The organism is Bacillus sp. BML-BC051 (assembly GCF_019656175.1).
Lineage (GTDB): Bacteria > Bacillota > Bacilli > Bacillales > Bacillaceae_G > Bacillus_A > Bacillus_A mobilis.
On sequence record NZ_BPLI01000123.1, the window covers coordinates 12,529 to 35,647 of the forward strand.

At 32.9% G+C, this 23,119-nt stretch carries 23 protein-coding genes; 18 read left to right on the forward strand and 5 right to left on the reverse strand.

From position 1 onward, the window contains the following. Nucleotides 1–912: a 1,4-dihydroxy-2-naphthoate polyprenyltransferase gene (gene menA / locus K5S59_RS29355; RefSeq protein ID WP_000536376.1), complete on the forward strand. Its 912-nt coding sequence runs from the start codon at nt 1–3 to the stop codon at nt 910–912. Between the two features lie 429 nt (nt 913–1,341). Here the strand turns inward: menA and K5S59_RS29360 are convergent, their stop codons facing one another. Beyond that, nucleotides 1,342–1,542: a DUF1657 domain-containing protein gene (locus K5S59_RS29360; RefSeq protein ID WP_000218933.1), complete on the reverse strand. Its 201-nt coding sequence runs from the start codon at nt 1,540–1,542 to the stop codon at nt 1,342–1,344. A 211-nt stretch (nt 1,543–1,753) separates the two neighbouring features. On the opposite strand from K5S59_RS29360, the gene K5S59_RS29365 reads away from it, so the two are divergent. Then, the gene (locus K5S59_RS29365) at nt 1,754–2,980 is read left to right on the forward strand and encodes a phospholipase D-like domain-containing protein (RefSeq protein ID WP_000913733.1); all 1,227 of its coding nucleotides are present in this window, start codon (nt 1,754–1,756) and stop codon (nt 2,978–2,980) included. A 377-nt stretch (nt 2,981–3,357) separates the two neighbouring features. On the opposite strand, the gene K5S59_RS29370 is transcribed toward K5S59_RS29365, so the two are convergent. Beyond that, nucleotides 3,358–3,660 carry a hypothetical protein gene (locus K5S59_RS29370; protein ID WP_001191993.1) on the reverse strand — a complete coding sequence of 101 codons (303 nt, stop codon included), beginning with the start codon at nt 3,658–3,660 and terminating at the stop codon, nt 3,358–3,360. Between the two features lie 549 nt (nt 3,661–4,209). On the opposite strand from K5S59_RS29370, the gene K5S59_RS29375 reads away from it, so the two are divergent. From K5S59_RS29375 to K5S59_RS29395, 5 genes are all read left to right on the forward strand, one after another. Then, entirely contained in the window at nt 4,210–5,118 is a 909-nt protein-coding gene (locus tag K5S59_RS29375; RefSeq protein WP_120450465.1) for an acyl-ACP desaturase, read from the forward strand. A gap of 216 nt (nt 5,119–5,334) precedes the next feature. Further along, a complete protein-coding gene (locus K5S59_RS29380) occupies nt 5,335–5,796 on the forward strand; it encodes a CarD family transcriptional regulator (protein WP_000486301.1) in 462 nt (153 codons plus the stop codon). Between the two features lie 548 nt (nt 5,797–6,344). Next, nucleotides 6,345–6,491 carry a BC1881 family protein gene (locus K5S59_RS29385; protein WP_000738548.1) on the forward strand — a complete coding sequence of 49 codons (147 nt, stop codon included), beginning with the start codon at nt 6,345–6,347 and terminating at the stop codon, nt 6,489–6,491. A 295-nt stretch (nt 6,492–6,786) separates the two neighbouring features. After that, on the forward strand, nt 6,787–7,020 hold the full coding sequence (locus K5S59_RS29390) for a hypothetical protein (protein ID WP_120450463.1): 234 nt from the start codon (nt 6,787–6,789) through the stop codon (nt 7,018–7,020). 238 nt (nt 7,021–7,258) lie between these two features. Then, nucleotides 7,259–7,492, forward strand: coding sequence for a YuzF family protein (locus K5S59_RS29395; protein WP_000122390.1), 234 nt, complete (start codon nt 7,259–7,261; stop codon nt 7,490–7,492). A gap of 67 nt (nt 7,493–7,559) precedes the next feature. Here the strand turns inward: K5S59_RS29395 and K5S59_RS29400 are convergent, their stop codons facing one another. Then, nucleotides 7,560–7,835 carry a hypothetical protein gene (locus K5S59_RS29400; RefSeq protein ID WP_001087713.1) on the reverse strand — a complete coding sequence of 92 codons (276 nt, stop codon included), beginning with the start codon at nt 7,833–7,835 and terminating at the stop codon, nt 7,560–7,562. Nucleotides 7,836–8,226: 391 nt separating this feature from the next. On the opposite strand from K5S59_RS29400, the gene K5S59_RS29405 reads away from it, so the two are divergent. The 6 genes from K5S59_RS29405 (at nt 8,227) to K5S59_RS29430 (ending at nt 16,668) form a co-directional block, all read left to right on the forward strand. Then, complete coding sequence (locus K5S59_RS29405; RefSeq protein ID WP_000798165.1) at nt 8,227–8,589, forward strand: Na-translocating system protein MpsC family protein; 363 nt, start codon at nt 8,227–8,229, stop codon at nt 8,587–8,589. 646 nt (nt 8,590–9,235) lie between these two features. After that, nucleotides 9,236–10,768 carry an NADH dehydrogenase subunit 5 gene (locus K5S59_RS29410; protein WP_098259135.1) on the forward strand — a complete coding sequence of 511 codons (1,533 nt, stop codon included), beginning with the start codon at nt 9,236–9,238 and terminating at the stop codon, nt 10,766–10,768. Continuing rightward, on the forward strand, nt 10,768–13,392 hold the full coding sequence (locus tag K5S59_RS29415; RefSeq protein WP_000027413.1) for a DUF2309 domain-containing protein: 2,625 nt from the start codon (nt 10,768–10,770) through the stop codon (nt 13,390–13,392). Before K5S59_RS29410 ends, K5S59_RS29415 begins: the two co-directional genes overlap by 1 nt. Nucleotides 13,393–13,471: 79 nt before the next feature. Then, complete coding sequence (locus tag K5S59_RS29420; protein WP_001086274.1) at nt 13,472–13,993, forward strand: carbonic anhydrase; 522 nt, start codon at nt 13,472–13,474, stop codon at nt 13,991–13,993. Between the two features lie 257 nt (nt 13,994–14,250). Next, nucleotides 14,251–15,276: an alpha/beta hydrolase gene (locus tag K5S59_RS29425; RefSeq protein WP_000511707.1), complete on the forward strand. Its 1,026-nt coding sequence runs from the start codon at nt 14,251–14,253 to the stop codon at nt 15,274–15,276. 174 nt (nt 15,277–15,450) lie between these two features. Continuing rightward, nucleotides 15,451–16,668 carry an NAD(P)/FAD-dependent oxidoreductase gene (locus K5S59_RS29430; protein WP_000365645.1) on the forward strand — a complete coding sequence of 406 codons (1,218 nt, stop codon included), beginning with the start codon at nt 15,451–15,453 and terminating at the stop codon, nt 16,666–16,668. A 133-nt stretch (nt 16,669–16,801) separates the two neighbouring features. Here K5S59_RS29430 and K5S59_RS29435 read toward each other — a convergent pair whose 3' ends face one another. Beyond that, a complete protein-coding gene (locus K5S59_RS29435; protein ID WP_098258570.1) occupies nt 16,802–17,368 on the reverse strand; it encodes a DUF3841 domain-containing protein in 567 nt (188 codons plus the stop codon). Between the two features lie 213 nt (nt 17,369–17,581). On the opposite strand from K5S59_RS29435, the gene K5S59_RS29440 reads away from it, so the two are divergent. The 3 genes from K5S59_RS29440 to K5S59_RS29450 all read left to right on the forward strand — a co-directional run bounded on the left by K5S59_RS29440 (nt 17,582) and on the right by K5S59_RS29450 (nt 20,413). Continuing rightward, a complete protein-coding gene (locus K5S59_RS29440; protein ID WP_098258569.1) occupies nt 17,582–19,012 on the forward strand; it encodes a cryptochrome/photolyase family protein in 1,431 nt (476 codons plus the stop codon). Between the two features lie 131 nt (nt 19,013–19,143). Next, a complete protein-coding gene (locus tag K5S59_RS29445; RefSeq protein ID WP_212981810.1) occupies nt 19,144–19,599 on the forward strand; it encodes a TspO/MBR family protein in 456 nt (151 codons plus the stop codon). 103 nt (nt 19,600–19,702) lie between these two features. Next, the gene (locus K5S59_RS29450) at nt 19,703–20,413 is read left to right on the forward strand and encodes an alpha/beta hydrolase (protein ID WP_120450461.1); all 711 of its coding nucleotides are present in this window, start codon (nt 19,703–19,705) and stop codon (nt 20,411–20,413) included. A gap of 35 nt (nt 20,414–20,448) precedes the next feature. Here K5S59_RS29450 and K5S59_RS29455 read toward each other — a convergent pair whose 3' ends face one another. Then, complete coding sequence (locus K5S59_RS29455) at nt 20,449–20,814, reverse strand: YxeA family protein (RefSeq protein WP_098258567.1); 366 nt, start codon at nt 20,812–20,814, stop codon at nt 20,449–20,451. A 658-nt stretch (nt 20,815–21,472) separates the two neighbouring features. On the opposite strand from K5S59_RS29455, the gene K5S59_RS29460 reads away from it, so the two are divergent. After that, on the forward strand, nt 21,473–22,102 hold the full coding sequence (locus tag K5S59_RS29460) for a DUF1349 domain-containing protein (protein WP_097843197.1): 630 nt from the start codon (nt 21,473–21,475) through the stop codon (nt 22,100–22,102). A 370-nt stretch (nt 22,103–22,472) separates the two neighbouring features. Beyond that, complete coding sequence (locus K5S59_RS29465) at nt 22,473–22,595, forward strand: hypothetical protein (protein ID WP_000564621.1); 123 nt, start codon at nt 22,473–22,475, stop codon at nt 22,593–22,595. Nucleotides 22,596–23,119 lie beyond the last annotated feature (524 nt).

The window sequence follows — 23,119 nt, forward strand, 5'->3', positions numbered from 1 at the left end:
ATGGGGACAGAAAAAGAAATTAGTTCCGCTAAATTAATATGGAAGATGACACGCCCGCATACGTTAACGGCGACGTTTTCTCCTGTAATTTTAGGGACGGTGGCATCACTTTATGTTGCTAAAATCGATTGGCTTTTATTTATTGCGATGATGGTTGCATGTTTAGCATTGCAAATAGCGACGAATTTATTTAATGAGTACTATGATTTCAAACGTGGATTAGATACCGCTGATTCTGTTGGAATTGGTGGCGGAATTGTCCGTCATGGATTGAAGCCAAAAAATGTGTTAACAGTTGCACTTTTATTGTATGTAGTAGCAGCAATTATTGGAGTTTATATTTGTATGAATAGCAGCTGGTGGTTAGTCGTTATTGGTTTAATTGGAATGGCGGTTGGCTATTTATATACAGGTGGTCCATTACCAATTGCGTACACTCCATTTGGAGAATTAGTTTCTGGATTGTTAATGGGGACATGTTTTGTACTCATTGCTTTCTTTATTCAAACGAATACGATAACGATTGAAAGTGTATTAATTTCCATTCCAATTGGAATTTTAGTCGGTGCAATCAACATGTCGAATAACATCCGAGATATCGAAGAAGATATTAAAGGTGGGAGAAAGACATTAGTAATCCTCCTTGGGAGAGAAAAAGCAATAGTAACATTAGCTGTAGCCTTTTTCATTGCTTATTTATGGATCGCTGTGATTGTATTGATGGGTTATATAAGCCCTTGGGCATTAGTTATGTTCCTAGGTTTGAGAAAGCCAATCTCTGCCATTCAAAGTTTCCAAAAAGGTGCAAAGGATCCTGGGTATATGCGCATCGCAATGAAATCAACAGCGATGACAAATACGATTTTTGGCTTTTTATTATCGGCAGGATTATTAATCAGTTACTTGTTTTAAATAAAAAATATTATTACGTGACTAAACCCCAATTTCTCAATTTTAATATAGAGAAATTGGGGTTTTATTTTTATAGCGTGTATTTTCCCTTTTAATCAAAAGCAAACTTTAAAAACAAATAAAAATATAAAGCATGTGAGCATCAAGAACGGAAGTGCATGGAATATACATCTTTAGCTTGACGGGTATGTGGCGGTACCCCTATGCCAATCAAGCTAATATTTTGAAATGCCCCAAAAACGAAAATTTTATCTTTTCATAGGTGTCCATGAGAGTTGAACTCATTTTTTCGTTTTGGGGTAATTTTGAATTCTTAAATTGATGGCAATATGGTGAGACCCTTTAATCGTAATTAGCATTATGATAATCGTTATTTAAGCTAGGCACTCTTCCATGGGGACGATATTCTATGTGAAAGGTATTATGTTATTACTTGTACTGAGGCTCTTCATGTTCAATTTGTTGAAGACGAGGATTTAAAGATTCAATAATTTCTTGAGTTTGTTGTGCTGCACCTTTATATAATTGTTTTGCTTGCTTGTTATCAGTATCAAGAACAAATCCTTCTAGGCATGCTTGAGCACTCTTTAATCCAGCGATAGTTTGTTTAAGTTTAGTACTTACTGTCATGTAGTATTCCTCCTTGTAAATGTACTTCAAAATATAGAGTGCCTATTTTGTTATCGTCGTACGAATTCCAATTTTAGGGTTATGCGAATGAGAAATTTTATAGTTAATCATTCAAAGAAGGCTTTTTTTAGCTAATAGATGCATGGAATAGTTTTGTCCCAATAACAAAAACTAACAGAAATAAAACGATAATATATAAAGGAGATTAAATATGCTGAAAAAGATAGGAAGAACTTTCCGAGTATTCCTCTTTTTATTTATCGGTGGATGTTTAGTTCTGTTTGTTTGGGGTGAAATTGACAGAACGATAGCCGAAAAAAATGGGGTGTTTAGCCAGAATTCTAGTCAATACCCTATGCGTCAAAGTGATATTACTTTGTATACAGATGGGAAACAGTTAAACAATCAACTATTCTCAGATATAGAGAAAGCAAAGCATTACGTGCATGTTAACTTTTTTTCTATTGCTGATGATAAAGTAAGCCATCAGTTTCTAGAGTTATTACGGAAAAAAAGTCAAGAAGGTGTAGAAGTATACTATGCTTTGGACAGGTTAGGTGGAATTTTACTAAAGAAAAAGGAAAGAGAATTATTAGTTAAAAAAGGAGTTCATTTTACATATTACAATAAACCTGCTTTCCCTTATCTTTTTTCTTCTTTGGATCATCGGAATCATCGTCGTATTTCAGTTATTGATGGAAAGGTTGGTTACATTGGCGGATTCAACATCGGAAAGAAGTATTTAGGGGAAAAAGAAAAACTTGGTTATTGGAGAGATTATCATCTTCAAATACGAGGAGAAGGAGTTCAAGATTTAGAACAACAATTTGTATTAGACTGGAAGAGAAACTCAGAGAAACCGATTCCGATACACAATGCGGTAAAGGAAAAGGGAGCAACCTCGCAACGATTTACTGCATATTATAGTGGAGAAAAACTTGGACAAGATTATAAAATGCTGTTTCAACAAGCAAAAGAATCCATTATTATATTAACACCTTATTTTATACCAAAAGACAGAACTATTTGGAACGCATTAGTAGATGCAAGAAAGAGGGGAGTCCGTGTCAAAATTCTATTCTCACCTCATTCGGATGCACTATTAGTTAAAGAAGCAGCATATCCATATATCCGAAAAGCATTAAAACAGGGGATGGAAGTATATGGTTATAAAAATGGGGTGTTACACGGTAAAGTATTTTTGATTGATGAAAAAGTATTGATGGTTGGGACCGTGAATTTTGATTCACGCTCGTTTCATTTAAATGAAGAAATGAACTGTTATATTCATGACCCTATCTATATTTCGAGAATAAAACCAGTGATTAATGCAGACTTACAAAATTCAAAGCAAGTAACATCCTCTGACGTCAACCAATTATCTATAAAAGAAAAAATAAAAGAAAAGGTTGCAAAAATGTTTGAGTATTATTTGTAAAGACAATGTATTTTTATACTTGGATAACAGGGGCTATATGCTTAGTGATTTTACATATTCTCAATGGAATCAGCTGGGCAGTTGCTACAAGTTCGATAGAAAAGGCTGTGATTGATGTATTCCACGATCTCGTCGTGGAGAAGCAATGGCATGGCTTTAGGACCAGTATTAGATCTTTGGGTAATCTTAGGTTGATGGCGATACCCCATCAACCTAAGAAAACAGGTCACCCCCAAAACGATAAATAGGCTTTTTTCACAATAAAACCTAAAAATTTCGTTTTGGGGGTGTTAAAAAACTTTATCTTGATGGAAATGGGGGGTACCCCTGGTTTTAAGTTAAAAAAATCCCCGGAAATAAACCTTTTATAAATATGATTATTTTATTTCGAGGGGCTCCTCCTTATAAATCTTAGCTATATATTTTACGAAATCAATGACGGGATAGTGTATGAGTGAACGGTGCTGCGTAAAACGGATCCCTTCTTTTTCCATTTTCGAAATGAGTTGTTCAATTTCCAACTCTTTTTGTTGTATCCTATTATAATTTTGATATACAATGTTTTTCCATTGATAGGAAGAACCATGAAAAAAATTCTCCCCTTTTACCCTGTGACTAAATATAATTTCTATTTTTTCTCTACGCTGTTTTTCCTTCATATGCGCTTCCGTTGACTGCATGTTTATCGCCTCTTCCCTTTTTTTGTATACTGTTTCACAAAATTTGGTCTAACTCATCATAGCCAATGTGCATTAAGCTTGTTGGGAATTGTCGTTTAAGGCTATCTCATCAACTATATTTTTTTCAAGCGCTTAATCTAATATATTGGATTATAATCTTACGTCTAAATAAGTTGATAGTGTATATAAAACACTATCAATCTTTATTATAAAACGATTCTTTATAGGCATGCACCTTTTTACACTCACCAAAATTTACAACATGACGAGTATCTTTATCCATGAATGTTATTCTGTATTTACTGAGGTTAGTTTTTATTTTGACTAACTAACATATTGTTTGCCTCAATATCTATTTTATAAAAAAGAAAATAGATGTAACGGTCCCTCTTTTGATAAAAAAATCCTATGAAAATATAGCACTCTTAAAGAGTTTTGTTACAAGTTTGTTATGTTTGATTTAAAAAAAGGAAAGTAATATTTATTTGTAGAAAATTTTTAGAGATAAAAATAAGCTGAATATTCATGGTAAGAAAAGGGGGCACTTATATGCTAACAAATGATTTAGATTTCCGATTAGAACCACGTTTAAAAAAACTGTATGAACAACATAAAATAAGAGCGCAGAAGATAGACTGGGGCTATCATGAGTTTTTACCATGGGATAAGGGAATGGACTTTAAAAGAGTTCCTTGGGATGAAAGTCAAGTTACTCTCCCTTCTGGTGTAATTACGGCCATTGAAACAGCTTTATTAACAGAAGTGAATTTACCATGGTTTACAACGTATTTATCTGCGACTTTTAAAGGTTCCCTTTCTGTTATTACAGACTTTATTCATACTTGGACCTCAGAAGAGGATCAACATTCGAATTTATTAGAGACATATTTACTACTCACTCGAAGTGTAAATCCTAAACGTATACATGAATTAAGAAAATCAGTCGTTGAGTGTGGATTTGAGCCTGATTTTCATACACCAATCGAAGCCATGACGTATACGACACTACAAGAACTTGCAACAATGGTGTTTTACAATAATGTAGCTAAGGTGGCAAGTAAGCATGATCCAGATCTTGCTACATTATTACGCCGTCTTGCAAAAGATGAAACACTTCATTATGCGTTTTATCGAGACGTTATTCGAACACATTTAGAATTGGAACCAAATTATTGCTACCATATTGCCAATGTGATTAGGAATTTTAAAATGCCAGGTGCCGTCATGCCTGATTTTGAAAATAGAATGGCTGTGATTGCAAAAGAAGCAAACTATGGGCCACTACAATATTTTGATCAAGTACTTGATGTAGTGGTTGAGTATTGGAGGTTAAAAGACTTACGACCAATTGCCCCTCTAGCAGAAAAAGCAAGAATTGAGATTTTGGAGTATCATCTAAGATTGAAAAAAATACGGGATCGATTTGGCCGTTTTCAAGGAAAAACTGATCTACGTTAATGAGTAGAGATTTCAGAATATACGCGTGGGAATTCCCTTTTCTTTTATTTGAAATCTAGAACGCTCTCTATTATTTTGCGGCTGTTTTCCTTAATTTAACTTCCGAAGAAAAAAGTGATTGACACCAAAAATAAACTCATGATATTATTAAATATTTGATAAAAAATAACATATGTGTTAAGCTTGAGAAAGTTACCACATATGGAGGTGGGTTATATGTTTCAAATTGGCGATAACATTGTTTATCCAATGCACGGAGCAGGTATAATTGAAGCCATAGAAGAAAAAGAGTTCTCAGGGAAAAAGCAACTTTATTATGTCATAAAAATGTCCCTTAGTAATATGCAAATCATGATTCCTAAGGGCAAAATATTGAGTTCGAATATACGCCCAGTTATTGATATACTTACATTAACGCGCATTATACACATTTTTCAGCATGGAGAATCAGGCGAATTAATGCCTTGGAAACAAAGGTATAAAGTAAACACAGATAAAATAAAAACGGGTGAAATACAAGAAGGTGCTGAAGTTATACGTGATTTAATCCGTATAAAGAAGGAAAAAGCACTGAATACAAGCGAAAAAAAATTGTTGGATGATGCATATAAATTTTTGGTCAGTGAGCTAGAATTAATTAAAGGAATCACTGAAAAACAAATAAAAAGTTTCTGTTGAGATTTATTATAAATACTGTATGACATCCCTCGGAAATATCCTGAATTTTCTGGGTATACGTTGATTATTAAAAGGAAAGTATTTCAAAGATATTCAATTTCTTCAACTCACTTTTAGAGTAGACACCTCTTTTGTTACTACTTCAATCTAATCCATTTTTATTTTTAAATTTCTTTTACGAACGTTTGAAGTTTCATCAAATAACTCGATTAAATAGTCACTTGATTTTTACAATCCTGATTCACACTGGCACGGACAAGGAGCCGTAAGGATGAAAGAGAGGTAGGGCTTTCATTGTTTTAGGTAATATACTATCTAAGTCATTATTTCTAGAAGAAAAAAACAATCAATCTCACCACTATCTTTAAGAGTGCCTTATATCTACTGAGACGGTGAATAGTAATTGTTTATCTTCTTTACGTAAAATTGATAAACGAACTGGTAACACCATATGGTCAACTACAAAAAATTGGTTTCCAGACCAGGAAACCAATTTAAATTTTATTTACATACCAATAGTAAATTAAGCAGTAAGAAGGAGTACACACATGAAAAAAATGTTAACAAAAGAATTAAGTAATGAATTAAAGAAGCGAGAAGGGATCATCTCTATTACAGTTGAGTCTTATGAAAAAATCGAAGTTGGTGGAATTCGTGTAGATGGACCAGCTATTATTCTAATTAATCAAGAATAGGTAAAAATAGTTGCATACAAGGAGAAAAGGATCGGCCTTTAAGAGAAGGGGGATCCTTTTTGCTTGTTGCAGCTAATATGGGATATACATAACTTTTATCTGATTTGTTGGGATTAAAAGAAAGGAGAGGGTCGGGATTATCATGGTGGAGAGCTTAATATTGGTAGGATTTCTTTTTACGTTATATAAATTAGTTGATAAAAAACAAACTAACTATTTAAAACGATAGATTGTTTCCTTCTTAAGGGCTAGATTTATTTGAGAGTGAAATGGATAATTTAAAGGAGGAATTTAGATGAATGCACGGAAAGAACGCATAAAATACGAAAAGATGTCAAAGAATTATGACCGTATTTATTTAATTTCGTTTATCCTATTAATTATACTTGTTTGTAGTAGTGTGATTATCATAGGAGCTACAGGAGGAAAATATGGAGTGTTTTTATTGTTAGCAATTTTACTTAACGCACGTATTACGAAAGAATCTCAAAAAAAGTATGAGCACTATTCTAATAAAGGCCGTATTTAAAATGATACATATCCAGAAACGAACAACCTAGATGTATATTCAAAATATCCCTTTAGCATCCCTATTAACTAGTAAAAGTAACTTTATATAAATCATTTTTTTAGCAACATAGAAATAGAAACCGTACTCTATTAAAATGGTATTTTCGTTCCTATAATGAATTATCCTTCTAGCATATTTATAAGATTTATATCATATATTAGTAGAAAGAATGCAAGTTAGAAAGGAGTCTTATAGAATGAGTTATTCGAAAGGAAATGACTTGAGTGAACAACATATGGTAAGTGTGCCTAATCCCTATGTATATCAGACATTACAATCAGTGATTGGTAAACATGTGGTTATTGAAACTGTAAGAGGCAATATAAGAGGTAAATTAAAGGATGTGAAACCAGATCATTTGCTCATTGAAGATACGGCGCCATATATTGTACGCATTCAACAAATTGTATGGATTATGCCAAAACAATAATTAAATTACATGTAATTTGATTTATAACAGATTAGCGTCATAGAGCATCAAATAAAAACACAGGGTTTTATCTCTGTGTTTCTTCAAATTTTCGTTTTTGGATATATGCTTGAGCATGGATAATTTCTTTCTGAAGTTCTTTTAATTCTTTCGTAGATCCAGATTCAATCCTCATGTACGTAGTAACTAGACTAATCATCATATCCATCTTCTCTACTATATTTTGAATGACCTGTTCAGATTGCTCTTTTTTAGGGTGTTGTATTGCTATTAAAGCATTCTCTATATAATTGTTCTTTCGTTGCTGGATATCATAAATAAACTGTTTTGTGTTTGAGTTCATTTGTTATTCCTCCGTTTTGGATATACTTCTATTCTATCATATTTGAATGGAAAATATTAGATTACCCTAAATTCACACCTGTCTCGTACATCTCCTCAAATATACAACCTAATCTCTTAACGTACAGGGGTCCTGTCCCATCGCTATCAAGCTAAGAAAATACAACTCCCCCACAATGACCTTTTTAGAAATCTATGCAACAGAGCCTTTATGGTAAGAGTATCTTGTTAGGAATGATCAAAAAATCTATATTGTAATATAAAAAATCACTATGATATGAAAGGATACCTTACAACAATCCCAATAAATTCTTCTCAATAATTGAAAATAAAATCAATCCAGATTATTATATTGTTATTGTAAATTTATTTTATTTAAGGAGGATGCATAAATGAAAAACTCAAAAGGTTCTATTGAATCAGAGATAAGTAAAGCAATTACTCACTGGGAAAAGGACTACCTAGGACGCGGGTCTATATCCGTTAAGACAGATATATTACGGGATATGATTATCGTAAATTTACAAGGTATTTTAACGCCGGCTGAATATACTGTTTGCGAAACAAAAGACGGTATGCTAACGATAAAGAAAAATCGTTCGGAGCTAGTTGAATCTGGAATTGAAGATTTAAAAGAGATTATACTAGAATTAACTGGAGAGAAAGTGAAAAGCTTTCATACGGATATAAGTTCCCGTACAGGTGAACGAGTAATGATTTTTAAATTGCTTCATAATCTTGAGGAAAAGTTTTAAAAATAAAAAACATCTTAAGATTAGTGGAAGATAAACTAAAAATGTAGTGGGAGGATTAAGAAACCTACAAGTTTTGCAATTTGTTTAACTTTATTAACATGCTAATAATTAAAAATTTGAAGTTATTAAGGTATAATAAATTCTGATTGAAATAACGTTCAAAAAACGGATAAATAAATTGACAAACTGCTTAATATGGTTTATCTTATAATTGTTTTAAAAAATTGATAGATGCTCATTTTAACAGTTTGCTATAATTAAGGCTTTAGCATTTTTTTAATATGTAATATTGACTAAATGAAAAAGTTTCTTAATGAAAAGATAGCGTATAACATAAATTGATATATTGATTGCATAATCTAGGAGATCAGAAATATACATTTCTTTTTAACAGGAGTAATACATACATTATTATCCTCTATAAAATGGGAGCTCTTCAAAAAACTTTATTGAAGTTAGTTGAAGGGAAACCGACAATCTCCATAATTCAATGATGATATAAAATCATTGAATTATGGAAGTTGTCGGTTTTTTTTATGGGAAAAAACGATGTACTAAAAAGAGTGAATGAAAATTGAAATTAAAAAACTATCTTACTTAAAAGGAATTTTTATAGGTTATTTTCGTTTAGAAGGGAGTATTGTACATGTTAATTTCGCTGAGTTCATTAACACTGATAACATTATTTTTTATGGCGCTTAGCGCTTCTTGGCTAAGTGGATTATTGTTTTTACATGCAAGGATGCCTTTACGTTTTGTTCATATCCATATTGGTATCGCTGCATTGCCTTCATTGGTTTCTTTACTCGCACTTGTTAATCACAATGGAGATAGCGTTGTAGGTCCTTGGCATTTAGATACTTTAGCTTGGTTCATGGCTTTCTTTGTTCTTACAATTGGTTTAATCATTCAACGTTTTTCTATACGTTACTTACTGGGAGATCGCTCATATCGAAAATACTTTGCACTTTTTACATGTACTACAGGTGTATCTTCAGTCGCATGGTTAAGTAATGATCTTCGTTTCATGATTATTTGTTGGGGAGCAACTCTTATAGGATTGGTTTTACTCATAGGGCTAAATAAAGGGTGGAAAGTAGTTAGTGAAGCAACAAAAATTTCTAGTTATTTATTTACAATAAGCTGGATTGCCTTGCTAGCAGCTATCATTTGGCTTTTTCAAGTCACTGGACAGTGGCAGTTAACATCAGTTTTAACGAATGAAAATGTAGCTCAATTTGGAACGTTGGAGAAAACAGGAATTAACTTATTAATTATAGTAGCTGTGATGATTCCAGCAGCACAATGGCCTTTTCAAAGGTGGTTAATTGAGTCAGCTGTTGCTCCAACTCCTGTTTCTGCTATTATGCATGCGGGTTTAGTAAATGCTGGCGGTATCATGTTAACTAGATTTTCACCTCTTTTTCATGATGATATTGCACAAATCATTTTACTAATTTTCTCGAGTATTTCTATCTTAATCGGAACAGGAATTAGTCTAGTTCAAGTTGATTATAAACGTCAGCTAGTGGGATCAACTATTGCACAAATGGGGTTTATGCTTATTCAATGCGCATTAGGAGCCTATTTGGCGGCTGTTATTCATTTAATTTTACATGGTTTATTTAAAGCTACACTGTTTTTGCAAGCTGGTTCTTCAATGCAACGTTTTGGGGCAGTGAAGCCGTCTAATGAAAAGATGTCTAATTTATGGACTATGGTCGGGCGTGTTTTCGGATTATTTATAGCGATTGCTTTTTGGTTTACGACTTCTGGAGAAGGGTATCAATTAGTTAGTGCATTCATTTTAGGGTGGTCATTATACTTTTCATGGAAACAGCTTGTTGTTTTTGGAGAGGGAAGAATGGGACGAATTGTTGGTCTATTTATTTTAGTTGGATTTTCTCTCATTTACTTTACCGTTCATAATTCTCTTTATAAATGGTTGCATACTGACATGTATCAAAATGTTCAACCTTCACCTTCAGCCGTTATTTTTGTTATATGTCTCTTATTATTTGGTAGTGCTATTAGTACTCTCGTTACTCGTAATCAATCCTCTACAATGTTTGCTGTAATGTATCTTTGGTTCGTTCGAGTAGGTGAAGCGAGACAAAAGTCAGTAGAAAGTCATCCAAGCTATCTTAAACATTATGTATCAAAGGGAGGTAATCAGTGATGAGCATACAGTCAATCTTAACGAAAGAAACTTTAAAGAAGAAAGATACAAATATTGAAATACAAGAAAAGAATATGAATGATTTAGTTGAATCTGCTAGCCGAGTGATTGCACCACTTTGGCCGATCGCTACATTTGCAGCTCATCACCCTTGGATGGGACTTGAAAAACAATCATTTGAACAAGTTGCAGATTGGTTAAAAGAAATTCGTAATGTGGATATATATCCTAGTGCTTCTATGATTCATTCGGCAAAGACGAAAGGGGAGATTGAGGAATCATTTTTACAAAGTGGCTTGTCTCGTTGGCTTGATTCACAATCTTTTCATATCCCGCGAAAGAAAGCGGAGCAGTTTTGTCAAGCAGCTTTAAAATTAGAGGAATTACCTTCTAGTTTATTATCATCGCCAGAATTAAATAAACTGGCAGAGGAATTAAGTTATATAAATACAGGAAGTATGAAAGGCTCTTCTATGCAACCTGTAAGTTCACGTATAGAGAATCAAAAGGGTGAAAACCTATCTGATATTCTTAATTATCATATTATTAAATGGTGTAAATTATATTTGGATGACTCCGGGTCAAGTTGGACGATGCCAAATCGAGAGAAAGGTTTGTATCGTGCATGGCATCACCTTATTAAATTTGATCCAGCGCTCAGTAAAAATGAGCGTAGCGTTTTAAAAGATTGGCCACAGGATGCCGAGGTAGCTTTAACAAGAGTGTTATCTGAACTAGGAATTTCTGAATCTAACATGCAAGCATACCTTGAAGGGCACTTGCTTGCTTTGCCTGGGTGGGCAGGAATGATACTATGGCGTTCCCAACAATCAACTCAGGAGCAGGAACTCGTTATAGAATATTTAGCCGTTCGAATTTCTATGGAGCTGGCCCTTGTAAAACCTTATTTACCTATAAAAAATCAAAAGGCTGAGAAAAAAGTTGCGATTGTCCCACTTATAGCTTCTTGGATCTACTGGGGGAATATTTCAACCCTGGAATGGTCACAAATGTCTGCAGCTGAACAAAGCGAATTATTAGCATTTGCTTATCGTTTTGATGAAAATATTCGCAGGAAACTTTGGCTGGAAGCTTGGGAACAGACGCATGCAGAGCAATTAAGGGAAAAGATTGTTTCTAAGCAACGTGCAACTAATGATAAAAAACGTGTATTAGCTCAATTAGCATTTTGTATTGATGTCCGTTCAGAACCATTTCGTCGCCATCTAGAAAAATTAGGTCCGTTCGAAACGTTTGGAATAGCTGGTTTCTTCGGGTTACCAATTGCGACTAGTGAACTAGGTAGTAATGACAGTCATCCTTCTTTGCCAGTTATATTAAAACCGAAACATCAAATAAAAGAGCTCACGGATGAAAATGAATTTAAATCTTATGAGCAACGCAAGAAGATAGACAGCTCAGTAAGTTATACGTTTAAAACGATGAAACAAAATGTACTTACAAGTATGCTATTACCTGAGGTAAGTGGCCCTTTACTTGGTCTACAAATGATGACAAGAAGTTTTGTGCCAAGAAGAGTAGGTAGTTTCATTCGTAACCTCCGTAAAACGATGTTACAAAAACCTGATACAACATTCTCACTTAATCATGTTCATGATACAAAATGTGAAATACCTATCGGTTTTACGAAAGAAGAAAAAGTGAATTATGTGCGTCAAGCTTTAAAAATGGTGGGATTGACAGAAAAATTTGCGCCTTTAGTTGTAATGTGCGGACATAGTAGTCAAAGTACGAACAACCCTTATGCTGCAGCGCTTGAGTGTGGTGCTTGTGGCGGAGCAGCAGGAGGATTCAATGCAAAAGTTTTTGCTACTTTATGTAATCTTCCAGAAGTAAGAGAGGCATTGGCTGCTGAAGGTATTAAAATTCCTGAGGACACCATTTTTGCAGCAGCTGAACATAAAACAACCGTGGATGAATTGGAATGGATTTACGTCCCAGAACTTTCGGAAACTGCGCAAGAAGCATTTGATTGTATTGAATCAATTATGCCAAATGTGAGCCAACATGCAAATAGAGAGCGTTTAATGCAATTACCTAATTTTAAAACGAAAATAAAAAATGCGAGTAAAGAGGCACATCGATTTGCAGAAGATTGGAGTGAAATACGTCCGGAATGGGGATTAGCCCGTAATGCATCTTTTATTATCGGACAGCGTGAATTAACTCAGGATTGTGACTTAGAAGGTAGGGCTTTCCTTCATAATTATGATTGGAAACAGGATGAAAGTGGGGATATATTAGCTAACATCATTGCAGGACCAGGAACAGTAGCTCAGTGGATAAATTTACAATATTACGCTTCAACTGTGGCTCCTCATTATTATGGTAGTGGAAACAAAACAACCCAAACTGTTACGGCAGGTCTCGGTGTTATGCAAGGAAATGCAAGTGACTTGTTGCCAGGTTTACCTTGGCAATCCGTTATGCAGTCAGATAGTGAGACGTATCATTCACCACTTCGTTTACTAATTGTAATTCAAGCGCCTATTGAATATATAGAGCGTTTGCTAAATAATGATTTCACATTTCGAGAAAAAGTTCAAAATGGATGGGTTAGACTGGCAAGTGTTGATCCAGAAGGACAATGGAAAAATTGGTAACAATCATGTCATGAATAATCAACTATCGTTACTAGTTTAAAAGTTCCATAAATACAATAATGAAGAAGGAGTGCTCCATATGAATTCAAAGAATACAAAAGTATTAGTATTAACAGACATTGAACACGGAATAGAGCCGATTATCCAACAAGTAACTAACATTCAACAAGAAAACATATTGACTATACACAGCTATGATTCTGTAATTGTACATCCTTATGGAGATATAATGAGATCTGTTATTATTGGTATTTATGAAGAAAATGTGGAAGAAATTTTTGTTGTTGGAATAGAGGATAAAGAAACTAATGTAGTTAATCTACAAATTCAAAATGATTTCATAAAAGATAATATAGAATTAGACTATCTTTTTAAAAATTGCATGCCTGAATTTTCAAGTGGTAGCCTGAATGCATGGCTAAGTGGACAAGAAAATGTTAGTGAAAATATTGAAAAGAGTATAGATATGATTCGTAATCATCCATTAGTGCCTTCTGATATTAAAGTTCGCGGTTTTATGATTGATAAAACTGGTGGAAAAGAAACGGTTGTTAAAGTTTCTGCTAATAAAGTAGCGAAAAAAATGCATTCTTATGTGTAAGTTATCGATAGATAAGCAACTTTTATTTGGACTTGTGTCCTTTACAAAGAGCAAAAGAAATCTTCTATAAATGGGGATCTTTTGCTCTTTTTGTTTGAATTTTTAATGTGTTTTATAGGAGATATCTAATATGTACATAATAAAAATATATAACCTTTTGCATGAAATTTTAAGGACGGATTAGCAGGCGGAAAATAAAAATTTATGTTGTGATTTATTTCAAGATTATTATTAAAAAGAATGGAGCTTCTTTAATTATGGGAATAAAACAGTTAAAACCTAAAATGATATGGAAAAAAAGAATGCTACTAACTATTTGTATTGTTTTCGGATTGATTATTGCTGGAGTTGTTTTTTGGAATGTTTCACCTATTCCGAAAGCGTTTCTCATAAAAAAAGCATTTGAAGGTGGAATGTTTGTTCAATCTAACAATTATAAAAACGCTCTAAAAGAGACACGAATTGTTAAAGATATTAATTATAATTCTAAATTTCCTGATGGTACATTAGACATTATTTATCCCAAAAATCTTACGGAAAAAACATCTGTTATTTTTTGGGTACACGGGGGTGGATTTGTAGGTGGAGATAAATCAGACATTACTGGTTATGCAGTAGAATTAGCTGCTCGTGGTTATACAGTAATAAATATAAATTATGCTCTTGCTCCTAAAAGAAAGTATCCTACACCAGTACTACAACTTGGTGAGGCTTACGAATATATAAAAGAAAATGCAAAGAAATATAATGTAAAACTAGATGATTTGTATTTTGCAGGAGATTCTGCTGGAGCGCAAATATCTGGACAATTCGTTACTATTCAAACATCTCCAGATTATGCGAAATTAACCGGAATTGACGCTATTGTTGCTCCTTCTACAATTAAAGGTATATTGCTATTTTGCGGCCCGTATAATATGCCTGCATTAGCTAAAATGGAAACATCCAAAGAAGTGCAAGACTTTATGCGTACTACTGGCTGGGCTTACTTTGGGAAAAAGAAGTTTGAAACATTACCTGAAATGGAAATCGCCTCTATCTATAAACACGTTACAAAAGATTACCCACCAACGTTCATCACAGATGGAAATACTGCATCATTTGAAGATCAAGGTAAAGCATTAGCTTCTACTTTACAAAATAAAGGAGTACCTGTAGATACACTTTTCTTTGATAAAAATATCTCTGGCGAGTTGGCGCATGAATTTCAATTTAAAATGAACACTCCAGCAGGTCAAGAAGCTTTTAAACGAGTTCTTAAATTTCTAAATGAAAATAAATAATATATATACTATTAACTTTTTATAAGCTTAGTTTAATACCAAATATGGGTGAACAAAATATTGCACTAATAATCTAATGGTAGCAAAAATAAATTTGATAAGAAGTATATATTAAGAATGATTTGGAGATACAGATGGGGATATAACTATTTTATTTAGGACGGTGCACTTTAAATGGATTTACAGAAAGGGAAATTATATTGGAACACAACTTTTTCTAATACACCTTCTTATCCTCGGTTGGAAGAAGATATCAAATGTGACGTACTAATAATAGGAGCAGGAAGTTCAGGTGCTCAATCAGCATACTATTTGAGTGAATCAGATTTAAATATTGTTGTCGTTGATAAAAGAAAGGTAGGACACGGGAGTAACCTTACCAATACAGCACTTATTCAATATTTAGGTGACAAGATGTTTTTTGAGCTTGTAAATACATTTGGAGAAGAGTATGCAGTTAAGCATATGAAATTATGTGAACAAGCTATTAATGATATTGAATATGCTGATCAAAATTTACCTTATTGCTCTGACTTTAAACGACGTGACAGTTTATATTATGCAAGCTATGAAGAGGATATAAAGAAATTAGAAAAGGAACTGTATTATTTACATAAGCATGATTTTAAAGCGACTTGGCTATCAGAGGAACAAATTGGACAGAGATATCCATTTAAAAAACGTGCAGCTATTTATACGTATAACGATGGTGAAATAAATCCTTATAAATTTACACATAGTTTATTAAAACAAGCTTCTAATAAAGGAGTTCACATTTATGAAGCTACAGAGATCGTTGGCAAAAAGTTAGAGAAAGAATGTGCAGTTTTTTATACAAAAGGGGGCAATTCTATTACTGCCAACAAAGTAATTGTGGCTGCAGGATATGAAGGTTTGGAATTTAAAAAGGAGAAGAATGCTACACTGATTAGCTCATATGCAATTGTGACTAATCCTGTGGAAGATTTATCTTCTTGGTATAAGCGTACTCTTATATGGGAAACTGCGAGACCATATATTTATATGAGAACTACTGCAGATAACAGGATTATTATAGGTGGGTTAGATGAAGATACAAACATTGCTCAAGAAAGAGATTCAAAATTAATTCATAAAAAAGAGAAATTAGTGAATGAATTTAATAAGCTCTTTCCAAATATAACAGTTGAACCTGAATTTTATTTAAGTGCTTTTTATGGTGGTACTCATGATGGTTTACCTATAATTGGAATGTATGAAGAGTTTCCAAATTGTCACTTTATCTATGCGTATGGAGATAATGGATTAGTATATAGTATGGTACTTTCTAAAATTATGCGAGATGTAATTATTAGCGGTTCAAGTCCGGATTTGAATTTATATTTACAAACTAGACCAAAACTAAATGAGTAAGCTGCACGTATGCAAAATCAGTAACGAGTTTATTTAGGGTTCCATTATAAAAAAACGCTATTTTAAATGTATTAGTTTAATGTGACTATTTGTTATGTTTATGAATGCTTAAATAAAGCATTCATAAACAATATTATTTGTTAAATCCATTCATCTTACTAAGTTCTGTTATTTGTATAATCCATTCTTTTTTTAGGTAGGGTAGAGTTGCTTGGATATGATGATATTCCCATTCTTCCTCAATGGTAGGATAAAGATTAAATAAGTATTTTTCTTCATCATTTGTTACACTTGCTTTAGGATTGCCAATAAGTTTAAAATAAATGTCACACCATCCACTATAGTTTGTTAGCATGAATAAAAAATTAGGACATGTAAATTCGATAAGGTATATTTCTTCTAATTGAATATCTGATAGTAATTCCCTTGCCGTCTCAAAAGTAGGCTTCTTTTGGTAACCATTGCATGAATGCCATGCCCAAATAGGGAAATCTATAATGAAGTCAATACCTTTCTGTCTCATGCATCTTACAATGTATTTATATGCTGTGAAATTTTCTTTACTAACAAAAATAGAATCGGCTATAAGCTTACCTTCATTCAAAAGTGTATTTATAGCATTTTGGTTTTGAAAAGTCCATAGGATTGTTGAATCTATAGATGTATTTAATTTTGACTGTTTATCAAACTGTTTTCTTATATTTCTCTCCATTTTCTTTTTTATTTTATAAGAGTTTAAGATAAGTACAAAGTACATTGTATTTTTACTTTTATTAAGAGTTGGAAAAATCCATTAAAGATAGAAAAGTTTGTTTGCAATTACAAACAGTGATTCTTATAATTATTTAAAAATAACAGAAGTACTTGTTTTCATAAAGAAAGAATTGTGCTTTAAGAATTAGAAAGGATAGCCATGCAAAATAAAATTATTGTTATGTTTCAAAAAGATTTTCGCTTATATGATAACCCAGCTCTATTTGAAGCTGCTCAGTCCGGTGAGGTTGTTCCGGTATATGTACATGATGAAACTTTTTCAATGGGGAGTGCGTCAAAGTGGTGGTTACACCATGCAATAATAGATGTAAAGAAGCAACTTGAGGCATTGGGCTCTACTTTAATAATTCGCAAAGGAAATACACAGGAAGAAATACTTTCTCTCATAGAACAGTTAGGTATAACGGCCGTATATTGGAATATTTGTTATGATCCGGAAAGATTACAATCTAATCAAAAAATGAAAATGATGTTAGAAGATAAAGGTATTATTTGTAAGGGATTTAATTCACATTTATTATTAGAACCGTGGATTATAAAAAAGAAGGATAACACTGAATATAAGGTGTTTACGCCTTTTTACAATGCATTTCAAAAGCAGGTAATACCTAAACCTATTAGTAAAGTGCAGCGTATAAAGGGAGGAAACTCTTTACCAGCAAGCTTATCTGTTTCAAAATTACACTTGCTGCCGACTATACCGTGGACATCTCATATTGAATCAATGTGGGAGCCTACAGAGGAAGGGGCATATAAAACATGTAAGAAATTTTTCTCTAGCAAATTAGCCTCTTATAGTGAAGGAAGAGATTTTCCAAATGAAAATGCTCATTCGATGTTGGCACCTTATCTTTCATTCGGCCAAATATCAGTGAGATGGATGTATCATTACTTAATCAATAAAAGTACCGAAAGACAATGTAGTCTTTTTGAAAAACAAGTGAATAGTTTTATACGTCAATTCATTTGGCGAGAGTTTTCTTATTATTTGCTATATCATTATCCATTTACAGTATATAAACCTCTTAATAAGAGCTTTGAACATTTTCCATGGAATAATGAAGAGGAGTTATTAACAGTATGGCAGAAGGGTGACACTGGTTATCCGTTTATTGATGCGGGAATGCGGGAACTGTGGCAAACAGGTTTTATGCATAATCGAGCAAGAATGGCTGTAGCTTCTTTTCTTGTAAAGCATTTGTTAATTCCGTGGCAAGAAGGAGCAAAATGGTTTATGGATACACTACTAGATGCTGATATTGCAAATAATACAATGGGATGGCAATGGGTTGCTGGAAGTGGGGCAGATGCATCACCGTACTTTCGTATTTTTAATCCCATCACACAAGGAGAAAAGTTTGATAAAGATGGGGAGTATATAAGAAAATGGGTACCAGAATTAAGAGATATGCCTAATAAATATATACATAAACCTTGGGAAGCACCTGAGCATATTTTACAAGAGGCCAATATACAGCTTGGTCATACATATCCTTTGCCAATTGTTGATCATAAGGCAGCACGTGAGAGAGCACTTTGTGCATATAAAAGTATGAAAGAATTTATATAAAATACACGAGTCAATATGAATTTGATATGTAAAAGTTATAATGTCTATTTGCGTATTAAAGTTGTATTCATTGAAAGAGTATACGAATCATATAGAGTTTCTAAAACCTTCTATTAAAAAGGAGAATGTTTATGAAAAAATCTAGTATTCTAGTATTTTTACTAACATATGGTTTGTGTTATATTTCTAGTATTTTATTTCCTATTGATCGTATGTGGTACGATGCGCTAGAAAAGCCGTCTTGGACACCTACTGGTATGACAATCGGAATAATTTGGGCTGTATTATATGGACTTATTGCGTTATCAGTTACAATTATTTACAACAAATATGGATGTAAGCCAAAAACATTTTGGTTTGTATTCCTTTTAAATTATATGTGTAATCAAGCGTTCAGCTACTTTCAATTCAGTCAAAAAAATTTGTTTTTAGCAACAGTAGATTGTTTACTAGTCGCTATTACTACGTTACTTCTCATAGCGGTTTCTTCCAAATTATCTAAAGTATCAGCATGGTTGCTAATTCCATATTTTTCATGGTCTACATTTGCTACATATTTATCTTGGACTATTTATAGTATAAATTAAAGACGTAAATAAAAACTTGAGCATAATAAAAATGCTCGAGTTTTTATGTTGATTAATGATAATCTAAAATATAGAATATATACATCTTAGGGAGGTCATCTTTGTGAAGAAATGGATAAAAATTACGCTTTGCTCTTTACTAGGTATTTTACTTATGGGAAGTATTGCTTTTTTGACTTGGTCTCAGTTTACTTATAAACCAACGAAAGAGGCTTTGTCGTTAGTAGATGATAAAAAAGATGAAGATCATATCGTTTTTGGAGAGAAAGATGCTAAAGTAGGGGTTATTTTTTATCAAGGAGCTAAAGTAGAAGCTGAGGCTTATAGTTACTTAGGGGAAGCTCTTGCAAAAGATGGGCATTTTGTAGTAATGCCTAAGTTACCATTAAACTTAGCGATATTTGGAATCAATGCGGTAGACAGTGTAATGGAACAGCATCCTAAAGTTCAAAAATGGTATGTTGCAGGGCATTCAATGGGGGGAGCTATGATTTCTAAGTATGCCTTTCAACATGAAGACAAGGTAGATGGGATCATTTTCTTAGGCTCGTATCCTGCAGATGATTTCTCTACGAAATCGATTCCGATGTTATCAATTTATGGGGAAGTAGATGCTTTAGCAACAGTAGAAAAAATAGAGAACAATAAAAAGTTCATGTCAAAGAATACAACTATGCACATGATAAAAGGTGGAAACCATGCTCATTTTGGCATGTACGGTGAGCAAAAAGGTGATAATGCGAGCTTAATTACATCAAAAGCACAACAAGATGAAACAGTGAAAGTAATTGAAGAATGGTTATTAAAACAATGATAGACCGGAGAGCCAACTCATACGAGTGGGCTCTTTTATTTAACTTCTATTTCCAATTTCCTTCTTATTTTCTTCGGAATATCCTCTTCAGTGATAATGTCGTAAGAATACACATACTTTCCTTTCACATGAATTTTCAAGTAAGTTTTTCTTATAAAATCATTAGGCGTGTTCGTTCCAACTTTATATTCTTTTTCATTGTTTAATTCATCAACACCTTTTAGGGCGTACATAGCTCGTCCTTTATGATGATAATCCGGAACACCATATCCTTTTGCAACCGCATATACATTTTTTTCTTCAGCAATCGGATTAAATCTGTCTAAATCACCGCGTAATATGAAAGGTAGTAAGTATGTAGGAAGGCCTATTCCTATTATACAAATTATAAATTTCTTCATGGTCATTTCTCCTCTTGTTAAATTACTTATTTTTAAGTATAGGAAAAAATTCTTATGAATTTAGAAGTGAATTTCTTAAGTTTTTCTTAAATAGGTGTTTAAAGGAGGGATAACATTGTATGGTTATTCTTTCGTGCAAATCGTATCATTTTTTATTTATATCTTCGTGGCTTTTATGCAAAATACAATATTTCTAGATAAAATATAACCTCCTTATATATTAGGAAATGTAATTTCGTGAATTAATTATGAATATATTTTATTTTGAAAAACATCCCTTGATAAATACACAGAATTATTGTAAAGTGATGATAATTAAAATATATATTGTTTGAAAGCGATAAAGGGAAATAGTACAAGTAGTTTTTTTAGAGAGTCGGTGGGTGGTGTAAACTGATAGAAGGAACTTGTGAATCCGTCCTTGAGGGAAATGAGGAACAATTCAATGTGAAGTTCGTAATCGTTTCCAGCTACAAGCAGTTAATAATTTAAGTGGAGGGCGTATATTTTTACGTTTTTAACTAGAGTAGCAACGCGGATTAGCTTTCGGCCCTTTTATAGGAACGGGAGTTTTTTGTATTTTATCTAGTTAAAATAAAAATTTGAAAAAGGTTAGTTCCTTCATTAATAAATATAAAAGATTAAGGGGATATTCTTCATGGACAATCAATATAAATTAATAGAAGAATTTAATAATGCGGAATTTGATAAAAGTTTAAAATGGTTTTCTCCACCTAAAGATTGGGAGGTTAATAGCAATAAATCGAAGTTAATAATCAAACCGGATAAAGAGACAGATTTCTGGCAAAAAACACATTATGAATTTCAAGTTGATAATGGACATTTTTTATACTATGAACTAAATGGAGACTTTAGATTGATTACGAAAGTAAAATCTAAACCAGCGAATAGATATGATCAAGCAGGTTTAATGGTTCGATTTTCAAAAGATACTTGGTTAAAGACATCGGTTGAGTATATACCTGATGACAATAGTAAATTAGGTGTTGTTGTAACAAAGAATGGATATTCTGATTGGTCTAGTCAGGAGTTTTTTGGAGATTTAAATTCTCTTTATTATCGCATAACAAGAAGGGGAAATAATTACTACGTTGATTATTCATTAGACGGGGATTTATGGAAACAAATAAGAATGGCTCACCTTTTTGAAGAAAAAGATTGCATGAAAGTTGGCATTTATGCTTGCAGTCCACAAGGAGATGGGTATGAAGCAGAGTTTGAATTTATTAAGATTGAAAATATAGATGATAATACAAAAGTTTATTAAAAGTGTAAAGGCTCTTATCCATCATTATTCTACTGCTGAATCTTCTTATGCTGACATTATTTTTATGGCTCTTTATATAAAAATACCGAGTAACCACTCATTCTAAGGGTGAGTGGTTACTTGCAGTTTGTTTAAATAGAGAAATTGGGCTTTTCCGTTATAGGTAACATTTTTCAATGCGTAAATAAGAAGGTTCTAGTGTAAAAACTTCAGAGCAATTGCACCAGAATCACTATTGGATCAGTTTAGATCCATAACAATTAAAAAAAGATATCCTGGAGTGGAAAGTAAAAAATGAAATTGCGAAAGGTGAATTTCAAATAATGCCAATGTTTTATAAAAACATTGTATACGAAGGGATGTACCATTTATGATTGACGAGAAAACAATACAAATTGTGCAGTCAACGGCTCCAGTATTAAAAGAACACAGTATAGAAAAGGAATTGATTCATTATGAATTGTTTAGCCCCGTTGCCATTTTAGGTGAGTAACTAATACCGGATAGGGCTATAGTCATAATAATGTAAGTAAATGGTTTTTTGCGATACTTCAATAGTGAAGTATCGTTTTTTCTTGTATAACTAAAGCACAGCTATGGAATCTGATGTAATGTTGAAAAATGATCCCAAGTAATGATTTGTCTGTTGTAATACTAAGTAACTATGATGAAATTGAATCTAAAAAGTATGCTAATAAAATAGTAAAAAATTTTTTGAAAAAGTAAAAAAAATAGAGCTTAGATTTGCAATAATAAATGTTTTTTTTATTAGATAATTACTTTACCGATAATCGAGATGTTTGCGGATACATTTATTTTTGGGATACATAATTATATTTAGAGAATACCCAGTTACAGTATTTGAATTTTTAATAAGAAGGGATGCGAAGGAATGAACTCACAGAGACAAGGCTATGCAGGCTGGTGGCAAGGCGGACACGGTGGTTGGCCGGGTGGACACGGTGGTTGGCAAGGCGGACACGGTGGTTGGCAAGGCGGACACGGTGGTTGGCAAGG

Coding starts and splice junctions, on each gene's coding strand:
- menA (WP_000536376.1), top strand. CDS start 1: ATGGGGACAGAAAAAGAAATTAGTTCCGCTAAATTAATATGGAAGATG.
- K5S59_RS29360 (WP_000218933.1), bottom strand. CDS start 1,542: ATGACAGTAAGTACTAAACTTAAACAAACTATCGCTGGATTAAAGAGT.
- K5S59_RS29365 (WP_000913733.1), top strand. CDS start 1,754: ATGCTGAAAAAGATAGGAAGAACTTTCCGAGTATTCCTCTTTTTATTT.
- K5S59_RS29370 (WP_001191993.1), bottom strand. CDS start 3,660: ATGCAGTCAACGGAAGCGCATATGAAGGAAAAACAGCGTAGAGAAAAA.
- K5S59_RS29375 (WP_120450465.1), top strand. CDS start 4,210: ATGCTAACAAATGATTTAGATTTCCGATTAGAACCACGTTTAAAAAAA.
- K5S59_RS29380 (WP_000486301.1), top strand. CDS start 5,335: ATGTTTCAAATTGGCGATAACATTGTTTATCCAATGCACGGAGCAGGT.
- K5S59_RS29385 (WP_000738548.1), top strand. CDS start 6,345: ATGAAAAAAATGTTAACAAAAGAATTAAGTAATGAATTAAAGAAGCGA.
- K5S59_RS29390 (WP_120450463.1), top strand. CDS start 6,787: ATGAATGCACGGAAAGAACGCATAAAATACGAAAAGATGTCAAAGAAT.
- K5S59_RS29395 (WP_000122390.1), top strand. CDS start 7,259: ATGAGTTATTCGAAAGGAAATGACTTGAGTGAACAACATATGGTAAGT.
- K5S59_RS29400 (WP_001087713.1), bottom strand. CDS start 7,835: ATGAACTCAAACACAAAACAGTTTATTTATGATATCCAGCAACGAAAG.
- K5S59_RS29405 (WP_000798165.1), top strand. CDS start 8,227: ATGAAAAACTCAAAAGGTTCTATTGAATCAGAGATAAGTAAAGCAATT.
- K5S59_RS29410 (WP_098259135.1), top strand. CDS start 9,236: ATGTTAATTTCGCTGAGTTCATTAACACTGATAACATTATTTTTTATG.
- K5S59_RS29415 (WP_000027413.1), top strand. CDS start 10,768: ATGAGCATACAGTCAATCTTAACGAAAGAAACTTTAAAGAAGAAAGAT.
- K5S59_RS29420 (WP_001086274.1), top strand. CDS start 13,472: ATGAATTCAAAGAATACAAAAGTATTAGTATTAACAGACATTGAACAC.
- K5S59_RS29425 (WP_000511707.1), top strand. CDS start 14,251: ATGGGAATAAAACAGTTAAAACCTAAAATGATATGGAAAAAAAGAATG.
- K5S59_RS29430 (WP_000365645.1), top strand. CDS start 15,451: ATGGATTTACAGAAAGGGAAATTATATTGGAACACAACTTTTTCTAAT.
- K5S59_RS29440 (WP_098258569.1), top strand. CDS start 17,582: ATGCAAAATAAAATTATTGTTATGTTTCAAAAAGATTTTCGCTTATAT.
- K5S59_RS29445 (WP_212981810.1), top strand. CDS start 19,144: ATGAAAAAATCTAGTATTCTAGTATTTTTACTAACATATGGTTTGTGT.
- K5S59_RS29455 (WP_098258567.1), bottom strand. CDS start 20,814: ATGAAGAAATTTATAATTTGTATAATAGGAATAGGCCTTCCTACATAC.
- K5S59_RS29460 (WP_097843197.1), top strand. CDS start 21,473: ATGGACAATCAATATAAATTAATAGAAGAATTTAATAATGCGGAATTT.
- K5S59_RS29465 (WP_000564621.1), top strand. CDS start 22,473: ATGATTGACGAGAAAACAATACAAATTGTGCAGTCAACGGCTCCAGTA.